At 69.3% G+C, this 16,260-nt stretch carries 14 protein-coding genes; 11 read left to right on the forward strand and 3 right to left on the reverse strand.

Annotated elements, in window-relative coordinates; translation table 11 throughout:
* The first annotated feature begins 290 nt into the window (after positions 1 to 290).
* The 6 genes from CKW28_RS06530 to CKW28_RS06555 are packed head-to-tail and all read left to right on the forward strand — an operon-like array spanning position 291 to position 7,788.
* Complete coding sequence (locus CKW28_RS06530; protein WP_003927866.1) at positions 291 to 1,574, forward strand: MCE family protein; 1,284 nt, start codon at positions 291 to 293, stop codon at positions 1,572 to 1,574.
* Positions 1,571 to 2,593, forward strand: coding sequence for an MCE family protein (locus CKW28_RS06535; protein WP_003927865.1), 1,023 nt, complete (start codon positions 1,571 to 1,573; stop codon positions 2,591 to 2,593). The genes CKW28_RS06530 and CKW28_RS06535 overlap by 4 nt, the downstream gene beginning before the upstream one ends.
* Positions 2,593 to 3,669 (forward strand): MCE family protein, encoded by a 1,077-nt coding sequence (locus CKW28_RS06540; RefSeq protein WP_040548563.1) that lies wholly within the window; start codon positions 2,593 to 2,595, stop codon positions 3,667 to 3,669. Before CKW28_RS06535 ends, CKW28_RS06540 begins: the two co-directional genes overlap by 1 nt.
* A gap of 5 nt (positions 3,670 to 3,674) precedes the next feature.
* On the forward strand, positions 3,675 to 5,003 hold the full coding sequence (locus CKW28_RS06545; RefSeq protein WP_003927863.1) for an MCE family protein: 1,329 nt from the start codon (positions 3,675 to 3,677) through the stop codon (positions 5,001 to 5,003).
* The gene (locus CKW28_RS06550) at positions 5,000 to 6,319 is read left to right on the forward strand and encodes an MCE family protein (RefSeq protein WP_003927862.1); all 1,320 of its coding nucleotides are present in this window, start codon (positions 5,000 to 5,002) and stop codon (positions 6,317 to 6,319) included. Before CKW28_RS06545 ends, CKW28_RS06550 begins: the two co-directional genes overlap by 4 nt.
* Positions 6,319 to 7,788 (forward strand): MCE family protein, encoded by a 1,470-nt coding sequence (locus tag CKW28_RS06555; RefSeq protein WP_003927861.1) that lies wholly within the window; start codon positions 6,319 to 6,321, stop codon positions 7,786 to 7,788. Before CKW28_RS06550 ends, CKW28_RS06555 begins: the two co-directional genes overlap by 1 nt.
* 3 nt (positions 7,789 to 7,791) lie before the next feature.
* Here the strand turns inward: CKW28_RS06555 and CKW28_RS06560 are convergent, their stop codons facing one another.
* Positions 7,792 to 8,331 (reverse strand): Rv2253/PknI dimerization domain-containing protein, encoded by a 540-nt coding sequence (locus CKW28_RS06560; protein ID WP_131588078.1) that lies wholly within the window; start codon positions 8,329 to 8,331, stop codon positions 7,792 to 7,794.
* 234 nt (positions 8,332 to 8,565) lie between these two features.
* Here CKW28_RS06560 and CKW28_RS06565 point away from each other — a divergent pair, with 234 nt between their 5' ends.
* Positions 8,566 to 9,972: an MDR family MFS transporter gene (locus tag CKW28_RS06565; RefSeq protein WP_040548560.1), complete on the forward strand. Its 1,407-nt coding sequence runs from the start codon at positions 8,566 to 8,568 to the stop codon at positions 9,970 to 9,972.
* A gap of 16 nt (positions 9,973 to 9,988) precedes the next feature.
* Entirely contained in the window at positions 9,989 to 10,207 is a 219-nt protein-coding gene (locus CKW28_RS06570; protein ID WP_003927858.1) for a PLDc N-terminal domain-containing protein, read from the forward strand.
* On the opposite strand, the gene CKW28_RS06575 is transcribed toward CKW28_RS06570, so the two are convergent.
* On the reverse strand, positions 10,194 to 11,165 hold the full coding sequence (locus CKW28_RS06575; protein WP_040548557.1) for an NADPH:quinone oxidoreductase family protein: 972 nt from the start codon (positions 11,163 to 11,165) through the stop codon (positions 10,194 to 10,196). The genes CKW28_RS06570 and CKW28_RS06575 overlap by 14 nt on opposite strands.
* Before the next feature lie 175 nt (positions 11,166 to 11,340).
* Between CKW28_RS06575 and CKW28_RS06580 the strand changes: the two genes are divergently transcribed.
* Positions 11,341 to 12,306, forward strand: coding sequence for an alpha/beta fold hydrolase (locus CKW28_RS06580; RefSeq protein ID WP_040548554.1), 966 nt, complete (start codon positions 11,341 to 11,343; stop codon positions 12,304 to 12,306).
* Between the two features lie 11 nt (positions 12,307 to 12,317).
* On the opposite strand, the gene CKW28_RS06585 is transcribed toward CKW28_RS06580, so the two are convergent.
* A complete protein-coding gene (locus CKW28_RS06585; protein WP_003927855.1) occupies positions 12,318 to 13,679 on the reverse strand; it encodes a flavin monoamine oxidase family protein in 1,362 nt (453 codons plus the stop codon).
* Between the two features lie 56 nt (positions 13,680 to 13,735).
* Here CKW28_RS06585 and CKW28_RS06590 point away from each other — a divergent pair, with 56 nt between their 5' ends.
* Both CKW28_RS06590 and CKW28_RS06595 read left to right on the forward strand, forming a co-directional pair.
* Positions 13,736 to 14,707, forward strand: coding sequence for a TIGR03617 family F420-dependent LLM class oxidoreductase (locus CKW28_RS06590; RefSeq protein WP_003927854.1), 972 nt, complete (start codon positions 13,736 to 13,738; stop codon positions 14,705 to 14,707).
* 30 nt (positions 14,708 to 14,737) lie between these two features.
* The gene (locus CKW28_RS06595; RefSeq protein WP_050812116.1) at positions 14,738 to 16,258 is read left to right on the forward strand and encodes a flavin-containing monooxygenase; all 1,521 of its coding nucleotides are present in this window, start codon (positions 14,738 to 14,740) and stop codon (positions 16,256 to 16,258) included.
* The last annotated feature ends 2 nt before the right edge of the window (positions 16,259 to 16,260 follow it).

Here is a 16,260-nt window from a genome sequence, read left to right on the forward strand (position 1 = left end):
CTATGGTAATGCCTTGATCGCAAAACGAGAATACAAATTCTCGACAGTGGCGCGGCGCGGGCGGCGGGGTGCCGCGGGTGTTCGTGACGGCGGTGTGCCGATAGTCGGATCCGTAAATAAATGTTGTCACTCAGTGAAATTAGAAACTCTCTAAAGTGAGAGGCCGCATTGACGTACGATCGGGCAGTGCTGGTCAACGTGGGCTGGTCAACCTGGGCCGGTCGGGGTTGGACCGGTGAGGAAAGACCGATGAGGGTGGTACGCGTCTGGGCATCAGGGGGTTGACGGGGATGCGGCACCTGGGTCCGGGGCCGATGGACCGGTCGGAGACCGCGTCCGCCGCGGTTCCGGCCGGTGTGATGGTCGGCGGTCACTTCGGGGCGCGGAGTGTCAAGCGTCCGTTGGCCGGCCTCGCCACCGTCGCGGTGGTCGTGCTGATCATCGCCCTTGCGGCCACCTTGTTCCGGGATGGATTCACCAGAACCGTTCCGGTGACGGTGATCTCGGATCGTGCCGGTCTGGTGCTGAACCCGGAGGCTCGGGTCAAGATGCGTGGTGTGCAGGTCGGTCGCGTGTCGGAGATCCGCAGCCGGCCCGACGGCAGTGCCGAGCTGCAGCTGGCGATCGATCCGGCGCAGTTGCCCAACATCCCCGACAATGTGCTCGTCGACATCACCTCCACCACCGTGTTCGGCGCCAAATACGTGCGGTTCCAGCCGCCCCCGCAGCCCTCGGCGGCCACCCTGCGCGCCGGTCAGGTGCTCACCGGAGAGCAGGTCACCGTCGAGACCAACACCGTCTTCGAGCAGCTCAGGCAGATCCTCGACCGGATCGACCCACCGAAGGTCAACGCGATACTGTCCACCCTGTCGCGTGCGATGAGCGGGCGTGGCGAGGTGCTCGGTCAGACCGTGACCGATCTGAACACCGTGCTCGCCACCCTGGAGCCGAGTCTGGACAATCTTCGATACGAAATCCGCTCTGCCCCTGCGGTTCTGACCGCTTACGCCGATGTCGCCACGGATATGGCCGCGATCGCCGACAGCGCGGCGGCGATCAGCCGCACGATCGTCGACGAACAGAACCACCTCGACGCGTTGCTGGTGGGCACCATCGGATTCGCCGACCTCGGCCAGGAGGTGCTGAACACCAATCGGCGGGCACTGACCGACGTGGCACACCTGCTGGTCCCGACGACGGATCTGCTCAACCGGTACCACGAGGTGCTGAACTGTTCGCTGAAGGGGCTGATCCCGTTGACGAGCAGTCCGCCGCTGCCGGTGCCCGGGGTGTACATCCTGGCCGGGCTGATGCCGGGCCGGGAGCGTTACCGGTACCCGCGGCACCTCCCCAAGAACAACGCGGACATCAACCCGGAGGTGTGTGAGCTGCTCGGGCTGCCGGAGCTGCTGCCCGGCGAGGTTCCGCCGTTCGTCGTCACCGACGTCGGCGCCAACCCGTGGGAGTACGGCAGCCCGACCATCACCCTCAACACCGACGGGCTCAAACAGTTGCTGTTCGGTCCCATCGACGGGCCGCCCCGCAACTCCGCCCAGATCGGGATGCCCGGATGACGGCCGCCGCGCCCGTGGTCAAACTCGGGGTCTTCGCGACGGTGATGGTCGTGCTGACCGCGGGATTGATCATGGTGTTCGGGGACTACCGGGGCGGGGAGAGCCGGAACTATTCGGCGGTGTTCACCGATGTCTCCCGGCTCGAGGTAGGCGATTCGGTGCGGATAGCCGGTATCCGGGCGGGCACGGTCAACCGCATCCGGTTACGTGACGACCACACCGTCGTGGTGTCATTCGACGTCCGCCGTGACGTGGCGCTGACGACCGGCACGACGGCCGCGGTGCGCTACCTGAACCTGGTCGGCGACCGCTACCTCGAACTGCGCGACGGCCCGGGACCGACCGGTGTGCTGCCCGCCGGCGCGGAGATTCCGCGCGAACGCACGATGCCCGCGCTCGATCTGGACCTGTTGCTCGGCGGCCTCAAGCCGGTGTTGCGCAGCCTCAATCCGGAGGACGTCAACTCGTTCAGCGCCTCGTTGGTCGGAATCCTGCAGGGGCAGGGTGGCACCCTGGAGTCGCTGCTGTCCCGGACGTCGACCTTCACGACGGCGCTGGCCGACAACGGCGCCGTGGTGCAACAGGTGATCGACCGGCTGCAGACGGTGCTGGCCACACTGTCGGAACGGGGCCCGGAGTTCGCGGCCGCCGTCGAGCGGTTGGAACGGTTCATCACCGAGCTGTCCGTCGAACGCGACCCGATCGGTTCGGCGATCGAGGCGCTCGAGTCGGGATCGGCCTCGCTGGCGGACCTGCTCGCCGGCGTCCGTCCCCCACTGGACGGCACGGTCGACGAACTGGCCCGGCTGACGCCGTTGCTGGACGCGGACAAGGACCGGATCGAGGTGGCGCTGCAGAAGGCGCCGCACAACTACCGCAAGCTGGTCCGGCTCGGCGCCTACGGCAGCTTCATCAACTACTACTTCTGCGCGGCCACGATCCGGGTGTCCGACCTGCAGGGGAGGACCGCGGTCTTCCCCTGGATCAGGAACCCCGGCGCCCGGTGCGGGGAGCCCTGATGCTCAGATATCGCGGCGCACATCTGGTACGGAGCGGCTTCATCGGCCTCGTCGTGATCATTCTGATCATCGCGGTCGGCCTCGACTCCGAGGGATTGCTGACCCGGGCCACCGCGGTCCGCTACCAGGCGGTCTTCGCCGAAGCCGGCGGCCTGTCCGCCGGCGCGGACGTCACGCTGTCCGGACTCACCGTCGGGCGGGTCTCGGCGGTGACGCTGCAACGCGGCAAAGCCCATGTCGTGTTCACCGTCGACGGGACGGTCGGGCTGCGCGACGCCACGACGGCCCACATCAGGACCGGGACCCTGCTCGGTGAACGGGTCCTGACGCTGCGGTCGGCCGGAACCCACCGGTTGCGGCCCAACGCCACGATTCCCGAATCGCGCACATCGGCGCCGTACTCGCTGACCGACGCCGTCGAGGAGCTGACGGCCAACGTGGCCGCCACCGACACCGACACCCTGACCCGGTCACTGGACGTCCTGTCCGACACCATCGAACAGATCGCACCCCAGGTCGGGCCCACGTTCGAGGGCCTGACCAGGATCTCCCGGCTGCTCAACGAGCGGGACAGCAGGGTGCGCGATCTGCTCACCGAGGCGGCCGCGGTCACCGACGTGCTCGCCTCGCGCGCCGAGCAGGTGAATGCGCTGATCCTGAACGCCAATGACCTGATCGCGGTGCTCAACGACCGTCGGCAGCACATCGTGCGGCTGCTCGGCTACGCCTCCGCGGTGGCCCGCGATCTGCAGGGGCTGGTGGCCGAGAACGAGGCCGAGCTGGCACCCGCGCTGGAGCGACTCAACTCGGTGACCGCGATGCTCGAACGCAACCGGGACAGCATCGAGGCGGCGTTACCCGGTCTGGCGAAGTTCCAGACCACCCAGGGCGAGACGGTGTCGAACGGCTTCTACTACACCGCGAACATCCCCAATCTGCTGCCCGGTCAGCTCCTGCAGCCCTTCCTCGACTACGCACTCGGATTCCGCCGCGGCGTCAATGCCGGCCAGCCTCCCGACAACGCCGGCCCGCGAGCCGAACTGCCGTTCCCGCGCAACGGGATTCCGGGAGGGTGAGCGTGATGCGCCGACCGAGCACCGGCCTCGTCGCGGTGGCACTGGCGGTGTCACTGCTCGGCGGCCTCGCGTTCGTGGTCGTCAACCGGGTGTTCGCCCCGATGACGATCACCGCGCACTTCACCTCCGCGACCGCGATCTATCCCGGTGACGAGGTGCGGGTGGCCGGTGTGCGGGTGGGCACCATCGAGCGGATCGACACCGGCGCCGACAGCGTTCGGATGACGCTGTCGATCGAGCGCGGACACCGGATCCCGGCCGAAGCCCATGCGGTGATCGTCCCGCAGAACCTGATCTCCGCCCGCTACGTCCAGCTGACGCCCGCCTACGTCGATGAGGGGCCGACCCTTGCCGACGGCGACGAGATCCCCGTCGAGCGCACCGCGGTGCCGGTGGAATGGGACGAGGTCAAGACGCAGCTCATGCGCTTGGCGACGGAGCTGGGGCCGGACGAGGACCCGTCGACCAGTGCGTTGGGCCGGCTCATCGACACCGCGGCCACGGCGATGGACGGCAACGGTGCGAAGCTCCGCCGGACGTTGACCGAGTTGTCCGGAGCCGCCAGGATTTTCGCCGACACCAGCACCGATGTGGCAGAGATCGTGGTGGCGCTGGAGACCTTCGTGTCGGCCCTGGAACACTCGACCACCCAGATCGCGGAGTTCGAGAACAGGCTGGCCTCGCTGACCGGGGTCGTCGACGCCAGCCGGTCCGACCTCGATACCGCACTGCGCGAGATCGCCGCCGCGGTGGGGATCGTGCAGCGCTTCGTCGCCGGCAGCCGGCAGCAGACCTCCGAACAGGTGCAGCGGCTCGCGAACGTGACACAGAGCCTGGTCGATCAACGGCCGGCACTGGAGAACCTGCTGCACGGGGCCCCGACCGCCTTCGCGAACTTCTACAACATGTACAACCCCGACACGGGAACGGTGGTCGGGACCTTCGCGTTGCAGAACTTCTCCAACCCGGTGCAGTTCATCTGTTCGGCAATCGGTTCGGTGCACAACGCCACCGCCCCCGAAACCGCCAAACTGTGCAGCCAGTACCTGGGGCCCGCGTTGGCCGCCATGGATTTCAACTACCTGCCGTTCCCGATCAACCCGTTCCTCGGCCCCTCCGCCCGCCCCGAACACATCGTCTATTCCCCGGCCGAACTCGACCCGGCCGTCGGGGGCCCACCCCCGGGCCCGGCGGACCTCCCGCCGGCGGTGTCGGCATACACCGGGGAAGCGCACGGGCCACCGCCGCCGGGCCCCGCCGGAGGAGAACCCGCCACCACCGACGGTCTGTTGCTGCCCGACGTGCCGCCGCTGCCGGCCGAGGAGGGGCCGTGAGGGGCGGTCTGTGGCGGCGGATCCTGGCACCCGCGGTCGCGGGCGTGCTGGCGGCCGGGTGCTCCTTCGAGGGGCTGAACTCGCTGTCGCTGCCGGGCACCGTGGGCACCGGGCCGGATGCGCACGTCTACCACGTCGAACTCGAGAACGTCGGGACGCTGGAGTCGAACTCGCCCGTGCTGCTCAACGACGTGGTGGTCGGCGCGGTCGGGCGGATGCGGATCGACGGATGGCACGCCCGGGTGGACGTCTCGGTCCGCCCGGATGTGGTGGTGCCGGCGAATGCGGTGGCGACCGTCGGCCAGACCAGTCTGCTCGGGTCGATGCACCTGGCTCTCGACCCGCCGGCCGGGGCGCGCCCGGAAGGGGTGTTGCCGCCGGGGTCGACGATCCGGCTCGATGCGTCGTCCACCTACCCGAGCACCGAACAGACCCTGGCCTCGCTCTCCGCCCTGATCAACGGCGGCGGGCTCGGGCAGATCGGCGAGGTGCTGGGCAACGCGGAGGCCGCGCTGCGCGGCCGCGGCGACCAGGTGCGCGACGTGCTCACCCGGCTGAACGACATCGCCGGGGTCCTGGAGAGCCAGCAGGCCGACGTCGTGGAGTCACTCGAACAACTCGGGCGGCTGTCCGGGGACCTCGCTGCCCAGCAGGACAGCCTGACCAGGGCACTACAGGCGGTTCCCCCGGCGCTGGAGGTGCTGATCCGGCAACGTCCACGCATCACCACGGCGTTGCAGAAACTCGGTGAACTGTCCCGCACCGCGACCGGACTGATCCACGACACCCATACCGAACTGGTGACCAATCTGCAGAACCTGGAGCCGGTGTTGCGGGCGCTGGCCGATGTGGGTCCCGAGTTGGACAGGGTGCTGGCCTATCTGCCGACCTACCCGCTGAGTCAGGACATCATCGACCGCGGGGTCCGCGGCGACTACATGAACCTGTTCGCGGTCATCGACCTGACCGTGCCGCGGTTGAAACGCAGTGCCCTGCTGGGCACCAGGTTCGGTCAACCGCGCACTCCGCTGATACCGGCGCCGGGCGATCCGTGGCACCTCGCATACACCTACGATCCGCTCGGGGTGCCCGTCGTCCCGGTGCCGGATCCGATGGCCGACCCCACGGGGTCGGATGACGAACCGGCCGCGCAGCCGGCCGTGCCGGACGAGGCGGTCGCCGCGACGGACACCGGGATACCGGCCTACGACGGAGCGATCCTGCCGGTTCAACCACCGATTTTCAGCATGTCGGCCGCCGGGCCGTCGGCTCCGTTGTTCGCCGGGCCGTATCCGCACGACCGGGGCGGTGGTTGATGCTCACCCGGTTCGTGCGGACCCAACTGGTCATCTTCGTGATCTCCTCGATCATCGGCATGGCCGTCATGGGGCTGGTGTACATGCAGATCCCCACCCTGCTGGGCATCGGCCGGATCACGGTGCAGGTCGAACTGCCCGACACCGGAGGTCTCTACCGGTTCGGCAATGTGACGATGCGCGGGGTGAAGGTCGGCAAGGTGACCGGGGTCGGCCTGCGCCCCACCAGCGCGGTGGCCACCTTGTCGCTCGAGTCCTCGGCGCGGATACCGGCCGATCTGACCGCGGAGGTGCGCAGCATCTCGGCGGTGGGGGAGCAGTACATCGATCTCCTCCCGCGCCGGGACGGGCCGCCCTATCTTCGCGACGGTTCGGTGATCCCCGCCGCCGACGTACGCCTCCCGCAACAGGTCGGCCCCATGCTGGATCAGGTCAGCGCGTTGCTCGACACCATCCCGCGGGATCAGCTGCAACGTCTCATCGACGAGAGCTACACGGGACTGTCCGGCGCCGGATACGAGCTCGGATCGCTGTTCGACTCGTCCGCGCGGGTCAGCGCCGACATCGGCGCGGTGTCCGAGCGGCTCCGCGACCTGGTCGACGGTGCGGCGCCGCTGACGGATTCGCAGGTGCAGACCACCGAGGCGCTGCGCACCCTGGCGCGCAGCAGCGCGGGGATCACCGGACAGGTCCGGCGGAACGACCCGGATGTCCGCAGACTGCTGGCCGACGGGCCCGGGCTGACCACCGAGGTGTCGGCGCTGTTGGCTCAGGTGAAGCCGACGTTACCGGTGTTGCTGGCGAATCTGGTCTCGGTCGGACAGGTGGGCGTGACCTACCGCAACAACATCCGGCAGCTGATGGTGATGTTGCCGCTGACCGCCTCCGGCATCCAGTCGTACGCCGCCCCGAACAACAACCCGACCGGTATCCCGTTGTCGGAATTCGCGATCGGCATCGCCGACCCGCCGGTGTGCACGGTCGGGTTCCTGCCGCCGTCGGAGTGGCGGTCACCCGACGACACCAGCGAGATCGACACGCCCGAGGGTCTCTACTGCAAACTGCCCCAGGATTCCCCGATCAGCGTGCGCGGGGTCCGCAACAGCCCGTGTGTGGAACATCCGGGCAAGCGGGCGCCGACCGTCGAGATCTGCAACAGCGACCGACCGTTCGTCCCGTTGGCGATGCGTCAACACGCCCTGGGCCCGTATCCGTTCGACCCCAACCTGATCGCCCAGGGCATCCCGGTCGACAGCCGCGTCACCGACGAGGACCACCTCTACGGTCCGATCGGCGGGACACCGATGCCCGCCGGGACCCCGCCTCCCGAGCTGCCACCGCCGCCGTCGGTGGCCGTCGCGCCGTACAACCCGCAGACCGGTCAGTACACGGCGCCCGACGGCTCCGTCGGCTACCAACACGATCTGGTGCGACCGGCGACGTCTCCGGACGATCTGTTCCCGCGCTGACCGTCAGGACAGGCGAACGAGCCGGAACGGCAACGTGATCACCGTGGGGTAGCCCACCCCGCACGCACCCGGCTCCCCGGTGGTGGTGTCATCGCCGGCGAGGACCGAGTCGCCGACCACGTAGGTGCCGCCGGTCATCGGATAGAACCGGTACAGCTGGTGCCCGGGATACACGGTGTCGTCCGGGCACGGCTGCCAATGCTCGAGCGTCCGGCGCAGGGTCCACGTCTGCGTCTGGAAGTGGATGTCGGCACTCCAGCCGGCGTCGCTCACCACCTGCCCGTCGCACGTCTGCGGGTCGCTGCAGGACGATTCGATCGTCCACGTCTGCACCACCGTCGGCAGTGGCCGGTACACATCGTCGATCTTGGCCCAGTCGCCGATGGACACCGCCTGATAGGTGCCGTTCAATGCCGGGGTGGGTGGGGCGGGCACACCAGTAGCCGGCGTGGCGGCGGGTGTGCCCGCCCACACCAGCAGCCCCACCGCGGCGGCTGCCGAGACGCGGATGCCCGAGCGGTCCGGGGATTCGACTCGCGGCACGACCGGCCCTCCTGCGAATGGGTGTTTTCGCCTGGCGGAAACGACATTATCACTCAGATCGTCGCGCGCGGCCCGGGTTTGGCGGTTCGGGAGTTGGACTATCAGGACGCCATTGACTACTAAAGACACCGGTACCGGAAACAGCGGGTACCAGATGCGAGGCACCAGCACGGCCGCGTGAACTCCCAGCAGCCGGCCGGGTCACCGCCGGACGCCGGCAGCGGAGGTAGCGGATTGAGGTTGCGACACGATGCGCGCACCCCGGTGTTGGTCGCCTTGATCCTCACCATGGCCCTGGTCGCCATGGACACCACCATCCTGGCCACCGCCGTTCCCCAGGTCGTCGGCGACCTCGGCGGCTTCGACCAGGTCGGCTGGGTGTTCTCCGGCTACCTGTTGGCCCAGACGGTGACCATCCCGATCTACGGCAAACTGGCCGACCTGTACGGCCGCAGACCGATCCTGATCTTCGGGGTGGTGGCCTTCCTGATCGGCTCGGCGCTGTCGGCGGCCAGCTGGAACATGGCGACGCTGGCGATCTTCCGCGCCATCCAGGGGCTGGGCGCGGGCGCCATCTCGGCGACCGTGCAGACCGTCGCCGGCGATCTCTACACCGTCGCCGAGCGGGGCCGCATCCAGGGTTATCTGGCCAGCGTCTGGGGCATCTCGGCGGTCATCGCACCCGCGCTCGGCGGGTTCTTCGCCCAGTACCTGACCTGGCGCTGGATCTTTCTGGTCAACATTCCGATCGGCGTCTTCGCCCTGTATCTGATCGCTCGCGACCTGCACGAAGACGTCGTCCGGCGACCACACCGCATCGACTATCTCGGCGCCGGACTGGTGCTCGTCTCGGCCGGGCTGTTCATCCTCGGCCTGCTCAGCGGTGGGGTGCACTGGTCGTGGACCTCGCCGACGAGCGTCGTCGTGTTCACCGGCGCCGCGCTGGCCGGTGTCGCGCTGCTGGTGGTGGAATCGCGGGCGGCCGAACCGGTGCTGCCGCTGTCGATGCTGACCCGGCGCCTCACCGCGCCCTCCTTCGCCGCCACCGCGACCGCCGGGATGATCGTGATCGGGTTGTCGGTGTACCTGCCCAACTGGGGGCAGACGGTGCTGGGGCTGTCCCCGGTGGCGGCCGGTTTCGTGCTGGCGATCATGAGCATCACCTGGCCGATCTCATCCGGCTTCTCCGCCCGGCTCTACCTGCGGATCGGTTTCCGCGACACCGCGCTGGTGGGCGCGTCGTGCGCGGTCGCCGCCGGGACCGGTCTGGTGCTGCTCGGCCCCGCGCCGCCGGTGTGGCAGCCGGTGGTGTACACCGCGCTGATGGGCGCCGGGATGGGGTTGCTGTTCTCGCCGTTGATCGTCGGCCTGCAGAACACCGTCGGCTGGGATCAGCGCGGCACCGTCACCGGAGGGCTGATGTTCTCCCGGTTCCTCGGGCAGAGCATCGGCGCCGCCGGCTTCGGTGCGGTCGCCAACGCCGTGCTGCGCCGGTACGAACCGGACACCTCGGCGGCGGCGATGGGGGCGGCCAGCCATGCGGTGTTCGTCGGTCTGCTGGTGGCCGCGGTCGCCACGGTGGTGCTGCTGCTCACCGTGCCGCGCCGGTTTCCCACCCACCACGTCGCCGTCGTGGACTGATTGCCACACTGGTGTCATGGCACAGAAGTGGCAGGACCTGTCTCCGGTGCAACGCAGGGTGGTCGCGGTGCTGGCCACCGTCCAGCTGGCGCTCGCGCTGGCGGCGTGGATCGACCTGGCGCGCCGCCCGGCCGATCGCGTCAACGGCAGCAAGGTGAAGTGGGCGGCGGTGATCGGGATCAACTTCGTCGGACCGCTGCGGTACTTCACCAAGGGCCGCATCAGCGGACGCTGAGCACCACCTTGCCCTTGGCGCTGCGGTTCTCCAGCGACGCGATCGCCTCGGCCGCCCGCTCCAGCGGATAGACCACCGGTTCGGGTGCCGGCACCCGGCCGGACGCCAGCAGCGGCTCCAGTTCGGCCCACTGCTCCTGCAGATAGCCGGGATGCGCGAACGTCCAGGCACCCCAGCCGACACCGACCACGTCGACGTTGTTGAGCAGCAACCGGTTCACCTTGACGGTGGGGATCTCACCGGCGGTGAAACCCAGCACCAGCAACCGTCCGCCCGGCGCCAGCGAGCGCAGCGAATCGGTGAACCGGTCACCGCCGACGGGGTCGACCACGATGTCCACCCCGCGGCCGCCGGTGAGTTCCCTGACCGCATCCTTGAAGCCGTCGGCCAGGACGACGTCGTCGGCTCCCGCCGCGGTGGCGACGGCCTTCTTGTCCTCGGTGCTGACCACCGCGATGGTGCGCGCCGCACCCCACGCCGGCGCCAACCGCAGCGTCGACGTCCCGATACCGCCGGCTGCCCCGTGCACCAGCACCGTCTCTCCCCGGCTCAGCCGGCCGCGGGTGCGTAACGCACAGTGCACGGTCAGGTCGTTGAACAACAGCCCGGCGCCGGCCTCGAAGGACACCGCATCGGGCAGCTTGAACACCCGGTCCGGCGCCAGTGCGACCACCTCGGCCATCCCGCCGTGCAGCATCGTCAACCCGGCCACCCGGTCACCCTTCGCGACGTGCGCACCGGCCGGTGCGCTGCGCACCTCCCCGGCGACCTCCGCGCCGGGGATGAACGGCAGTTCGGGTTTGTACTGGTACAGCCCGCGGGTCAGCAGCGCATCCGGGAACGACACCCCGGCGGCGTGCACATCGATGATCACCGCGTCGGAGTCGGTGGGCTCCTCCCACTCGACGACCTCGACCGCCTCCGGACCGTCCAGCCGGGAAACCTGCACTGCTCGCATTCGCCTGCCCTACCTACCTGCCTCAGCTGCCTGTCTTCGCCGGGAGTGTGCCCCGTGATCATCTAACATCCCCGGCGGTGACCCGCGGCGGCCGACGCGCAGACCCGGCCCCGGCCCCGGTCGTTAAGCTGTCCTGCGCAACGGGGCAACGTCGCCGACGTCGAACGGAGTGCGCATGATACGAGGTAGACGAGCCGGACGAGCGTCCAGCACCCTCGCGGCGGTGGAGCAGATGCCGCCCGGCCGGGTCGTGTCGGTGACCGCCCCCGACGGTGTCCGGCTGCACGCCGAGGTGTTCGGCCCCGCCGACGCCCCGCCGATCGTGCTGGCGCACGGCATCACCTGCGCCATCCGGGTCTGGGCCCATCAGATCGCCGAGTTGGCGGACGACTACCGGGTGATCGCGTTCGATCACCGCGGCCACGGCCGCAGCAGCGTCCCCCGGCGCCGGTGGCAGTACAGCCTGGACCACCTGGCCTCCGATCTGGACGCGGTGCTGGACGCCACGCTCGACCCGGGTGAACGCGCCGTCATCGCCGGACATTCGATGGGCGGTATCGCGATCAGCTCGTGGGCGGAGCGGTATCCGGAGCGGGTGTCCGAACGCGCCGCCGCGGTCGCGTTGATCAACACCACCACCGGTGATCTGCTGCACAACGTGCAACTGCTGCCGGTGCCCGACCGGTTCGCCGCCGTCCGGGTGCGCACCGCGAGCGCCGTGATCAAGACGGTCGCCGGGATGCCGGCGCGGTTGGCCGCGGTGCCGAGCCGCTACGTCGTGTCGATGATGGCGGTGGGTCGTGACGCCGACCCCGCCATCACGAACTTCGTGCACGAACTGTTCACCGAGACCCCGCCGGCGGCGCGGGACGGTTGGGCCCGCACCCTGGTCGACGCGATGGGGCCGCGGCACATCGGCCTGCACAACCTCACCGTGCCGACGCTGGTCATCGGTAGCGACCGGGACCGGCTGCTGCCGCTGGTCTCGTCCCGCCGCATCGCCGAGGCCGCGCCCAACCTGTTCGACTTCGTCGAACTGCCCGGCGGGCACTGCGCGATCCTGGAGTGCCCCGACCGGGTCAACGATCACCTGCGGGCGCTGGCCGCGGCGGCAGCCGACGCCCGCCGCGCGACGTCCTGACCGCCGGAGGTTCAACCGCCGGAGGACAATCGGCGGTGGACTTCGGCGGCGGCGCGTTGCCCGGACCGCACCGCGCCATCGAGGAAACCGGTCCACTGGTCGGCGGTTTCGGTTCCCGCCCAGTAGATCTGGTCGACCGGCTCGCGCAACCAGGGGCCGAATTCGGTCCAGGACCCGGGCGGCACCGCGGCCGTGGGTCCTCCTGGGGCGAAATCATCGCAGCCCCAACAGAAGTCGAGATAGTCGATGGGTTTGAGTGCGGCGTCGCCGAACAGTTTGGCGAACCCGTGTAGGGCCTTGTCGCGCCGGCGGTCCGGGCTCAGCGGATCGAAGGTGCGGGCATCGGTGAACCCGAGCAGGATGCCCGGCCCGTTCTCGTCGGGGCTGACGTCGAAGGTGATGAACACCGGGCCGTCGTCGGACAGCGCCTCACCCGACCGGCCGTCGGCCCGCCAGAACGGGGTGTCGTACGCGGCGTAGGCCTTGCTCAACATGCCCTGCGGCCAGTGTCCGGGCAGCGCGGTGTGCCGCGGCGGCAGTGCCGGGTCGAACTCGATGGCATCCCGGTGCGCCGGCGGCACCGCCACCACGACGGCCCCCGCGGTAACCCCGTCCCCGGATCCGGTGTGGACGGTCACCGTGCCGTCGGGGTTGCGGGTGATGCGGCGCACCGGTGCGCCCAGCCGCACCCGCGATCCCGGTTCTGCGCCGTCGAGCTCCTCGGCCATCCGCTGCGCGATCTGCTGGGTGCCCGCCGGGAACCGGTCCTGCTGCGCCCCGCCCTCGACATCGAGCATCCGGCCCAGCCCGCCGGCGGCCTTCACATAACGCGCCGCGTGCAGCATCGACACCTGATGGGGTTCGCACCCCCAGGTCACCCGTGCCATGATCGCCATCAGATCCCGGGTGGACGCGCTGGCGTACACCGACCGCAGCCACCGGTCGAGCGACATCGTGTCGAGCCGGTGCGCGGCCGGTGCCCGCCACGGCTCGCCGACCGGGATCTGCCGGCACAACCGCTCGAACCGCCACTGGATGCGGGACACGTCGAGCAGCTCCAGGATCGACAGCGTCGGGATCGTGCTGCGGTACGACTTCAGCCGGCCCCGCCACAGGATCAGATTGTTGCCCTGGTGATACGTCCCGACCGTGGGGCAGCCGAGCTCGGCGGCCAGCCCGGTGACGGCGGTCTGGCCGGGGCCGACGAACGTCGCCCCCAGATCGACCGGCACCCCGGCCAGCGTCGCGGTGTACGACCGGCCGCCCACCCGGTCGCGGCCCTCGAACACCACGACCTCGTATCCCAGCCCGGTGAGTTCCCGGGCGGCCGTCAACCCGGCGAAACCGGCCCCCACCACCACGACATCAACCACCCGACCAGTGTCGGGGATCGCGGCCGGGTTTGTCGCATACTTGCCCCGTGAAGGTGATGACCGCGCTGTTCGGACCGATCGACGCCGCCGAGCAGGCGCGGACGCTGCGGGAAGCGGGGGTGGCCGGGGTGTTCACCTTCGAGGGGCCGCACGATGTGTTCACCCCGCTGGTGCGCGCCGCCACCGAGCCCGGTCTGGAGCTGCTGACCAACGTCGCGATCGCGTTCCCCCGCAACCCCATCCATCTGGCCCATCAGGCCTACGATCTGCAGCTGCTCAGCGGGGGACGGTTCACCCTCGGCCTGGGCACCCAGATCCGCACGCAGATCGAGAAGCGGTTCGGCGCCGAGTTCGACCGGCCGGTGGCGCGGATGAAGGAACTGGTCGCGGCGCTCCGGCAGATCTTCGCGGCCTGGCAGCACGGGGAACGGTTGGACTTCCGCGGCGAGTTCTACCGGCACACCCTGATGACGCCCACCTTCAATCCGGGGCCGAACCCGTACGGGCCGCCGCCGATCCAGCTCGGCGCCCTGGGTCCGCAGTTGACCCGGGCCGCGGCCGAGGTCGCCGACGGCCTGCTGGTGATGCCGTTCGGCACCACCCGCTACCTGCGGGAGCGCACCATGGCGGCGGTCGACGCCGGGCTGGCGGCCGCGGGCCGCCGGCGGGAGGACTTCGCGGTGGTCCCCGAGATCATCGTGTCGCCCGGCGACGACCACACCGCCACCCGCCGGCTGCTGGCGTTCTACGGTTCGACCCCGGCGTACCGGCCGGTGCTGGATCTGCACGGCTGGGGTGATCTGCAGCCCGAGCTGAACGCGCTGTCCAAGCAGGGCCGCTGGCAGGAGATGGGCGCCCTGATCGACGACGACATCCTGCACACCGTCGCCGCCTGCGGCGGCCCCGCCGAGATCGCCGCCCACATCCGCGAGCGCGTCGCGGGCATCTCCGACCGTGTCTGCCTCTACGCGGCCGGGCCGATTCCGGTCGAGCGCTTGGCCGCGATCGTCCACGAGCTGGCCGATTGACACCTATCGTGGGTGGCAGAGGAGGTCATCATGACTCTTGACCAAGGCCCGGCGGTCGAGCAGTCCGCCCACCACGGAGACGCCGCCGAGTACTTCGACGTGTTGATCATCGGCGCCGGCATCTCCGGCATCGGCGCCGCGTACCGCATCAAGGAGAAGAATCCGGGCGTCAGCTACGCCATCCTGGAGCGCCGGTCCCGTATCGGCGGGACCTGGGACCTGTTCCGCTATCCCGGCATCCGGTCCGACAGCGACATCCTGACCCTGAGCTATCCGTGGGAGCCGTGGACCCGCCCGGAGAACGTCGCCGACGGCCCCGACATCCGGCAGTACCTCGTCGACACCGCGCGCAAGCACGGCATCTACGACAACATCCGGTTCGACACCCATGTGCTGTCGGCGGACTGGGACTCCTCGACCGACACCTGGACGGTGCAGACGACCGAGGACGGGCTGCCCCGCACCTACCGGTCGAGGTTCGTGTTCTTCGGCACCGGCTACTACGACTACGACGAGCCCTACGCCCCCGAGTTCCCGGGCATCGAGAACTTCAAGGGTGAGGTGGTCCACCCCCAGCACTGGCCGGAATCGCTGGATTACGCGGGGAAGCGGATGGTGGTGATCGGCTCCGGCGCCACCGCGATCAGCCTGATCCCGTCGCTGACCGAGCAGGCCGAACACGTCACCATGCTGCAGCGCACCCCGACGTATCTGCTGTCGAGCCCGCGGATCAACCCCGTGGTGCAGGCGCTGCGCAAGATCCCGCCGCGCTGGCTCGGCTACCGGCTGGCGTGGTTGTACAACCTGATCTTCGTGGTGGCCGTCTACGCGATCGCCAAGGCCGCGCCCAGGTTCAGTCGCTGGTTCATCCGCACGGTCGCGAAGATCTACCTGCCCAAGGACTATCCGGTCGACGTGCACTTCAACCCGCCGTACGACCCGTGGGATCAGCGGTTGTGCCTGATCCTGTCCGGTGACTTCTACAAGGCCATCCGCGAGGGCCGCGCCACCGTGGTCACCGACAACATCGACCACATCGACGAGACCGGCATCGTGCTGCGGTCCGGCAACCGGATCGACGCCGACATCATCGTCACCGCGACCGGTCTGCAACTGCAGGCGCTCGGCGGGGTGCGACTCTCGATCGACGGTGAGGAGATCAAGCCGCAGGACCGGTTCGTCTTCAAGGAGCACATGCTCGAGGACGTGCCCAACCTGGCGTGGTGCATCGGCTACATCAACGCGTCGTGGACGCTGCGGGCCGATCTCACCGCACGGGCCTTCGCCCGGTTGATCGCCCACATGCGCAAGCACGGCTACACCCACGGCTATCCGCATCTGGGGGACACCCCGATGAAGGAGAAGCCGGCCTGGAACATCAACGCCGGCTACGTCAAACGGGCGCTGCACGCGTTGCCAAAGTCCGGGACCCGACGGCCCTGGAACGTGCGGCACAACTACCTGCTCGACGTGGTGGATCACCGTTTCGACCGGATCGACGAATCGATGGTGTTCGGCCGGGTCGGCGCCCCGCTCAAACAGCCGGCCTGATC

Origin of the sequence: Mycolicibacterium thermoresistibile (assembly GCF_900187065.1) — a bacterium.
Taxonomy (GTDB): Bacteria; Actinomycetota; Actinomycetes; order Mycobacteriales; family Mycobacteriaceae; genus Mycobacterium; species Mycobacterium thermoresistibile.

Bases quoted from the DNA above. Each gene is read 5' to 3' on its own strand.
- CKW28_RS06530 (WP_003927866.1), top strand. From the start codon at position 291: ATGCGGCACCTGGGTCCGGGGCCGATGGACCGGTCGGAGACCGCGTCC.
- CKW28_RS06535 (WP_003927865.1), top strand. From the start codon at position 1,571: ATGACGGCCGCCGCGCCCGTGGTCAAACTCGGGGTCTTCGCGACGGTG.
- CKW28_RS06540 (WP_040548563.1), top strand. From the start codon at position 2,593: ATGCTCAGATATCGCGGCGCACATCTGGTACGGAGCGGCTTCATCGGC.
- CKW28_RS06545 (WP_003927863.1), top strand. From the start codon at position 3,675: ATGCGCCGACCGAGCACCGGCCTCGTCGCGGTGGCACTGGCGGTGTCA.
- CKW28_RS06555 (WP_003927861.1), top strand. From the start codon at position 6,319: ATGCTCACCCGGTTCGTGCGGACCCAACTGGTCATCTTCGTGATCTCC.
- CKW28_RS06570 (WP_003927858.1), top strand. From the start codon at position 9,989: ATGGCACAGAAGTGGCAGGACCTGTCTCCGGTGCAACGCAGGGTGGTC.
- CKW28_RS06575 (WP_040548557.1), bottom strand. From the start codon at position 11,165: ATGCGAGCAGTGCAGGTTTCCCGGCTGGACGGTCCGGAGGCGGTCGAG.
- CKW28_RS06580 (WP_040548554.1), top strand. From the start codon at position 11,341: ATGATACGAGGTAGACGAGCCGGACGAGCGTCCAGCACCCTCGCGGCG.
- CKW28_RS06590 (WP_003927854.1), top strand. From the start codon at position 13,736: ATGACCGCGCTGTTCGGACCGATCGACGCCGCCGAGCAGGCGCGGACG.
- CKW28_RS06595 (WP_050812116.1), top strand. From the start codon at position 14,738: ATGACTCTTGACCAAGGCCCGGCGGTCGAGCAGTCCGCCCACCACGGA.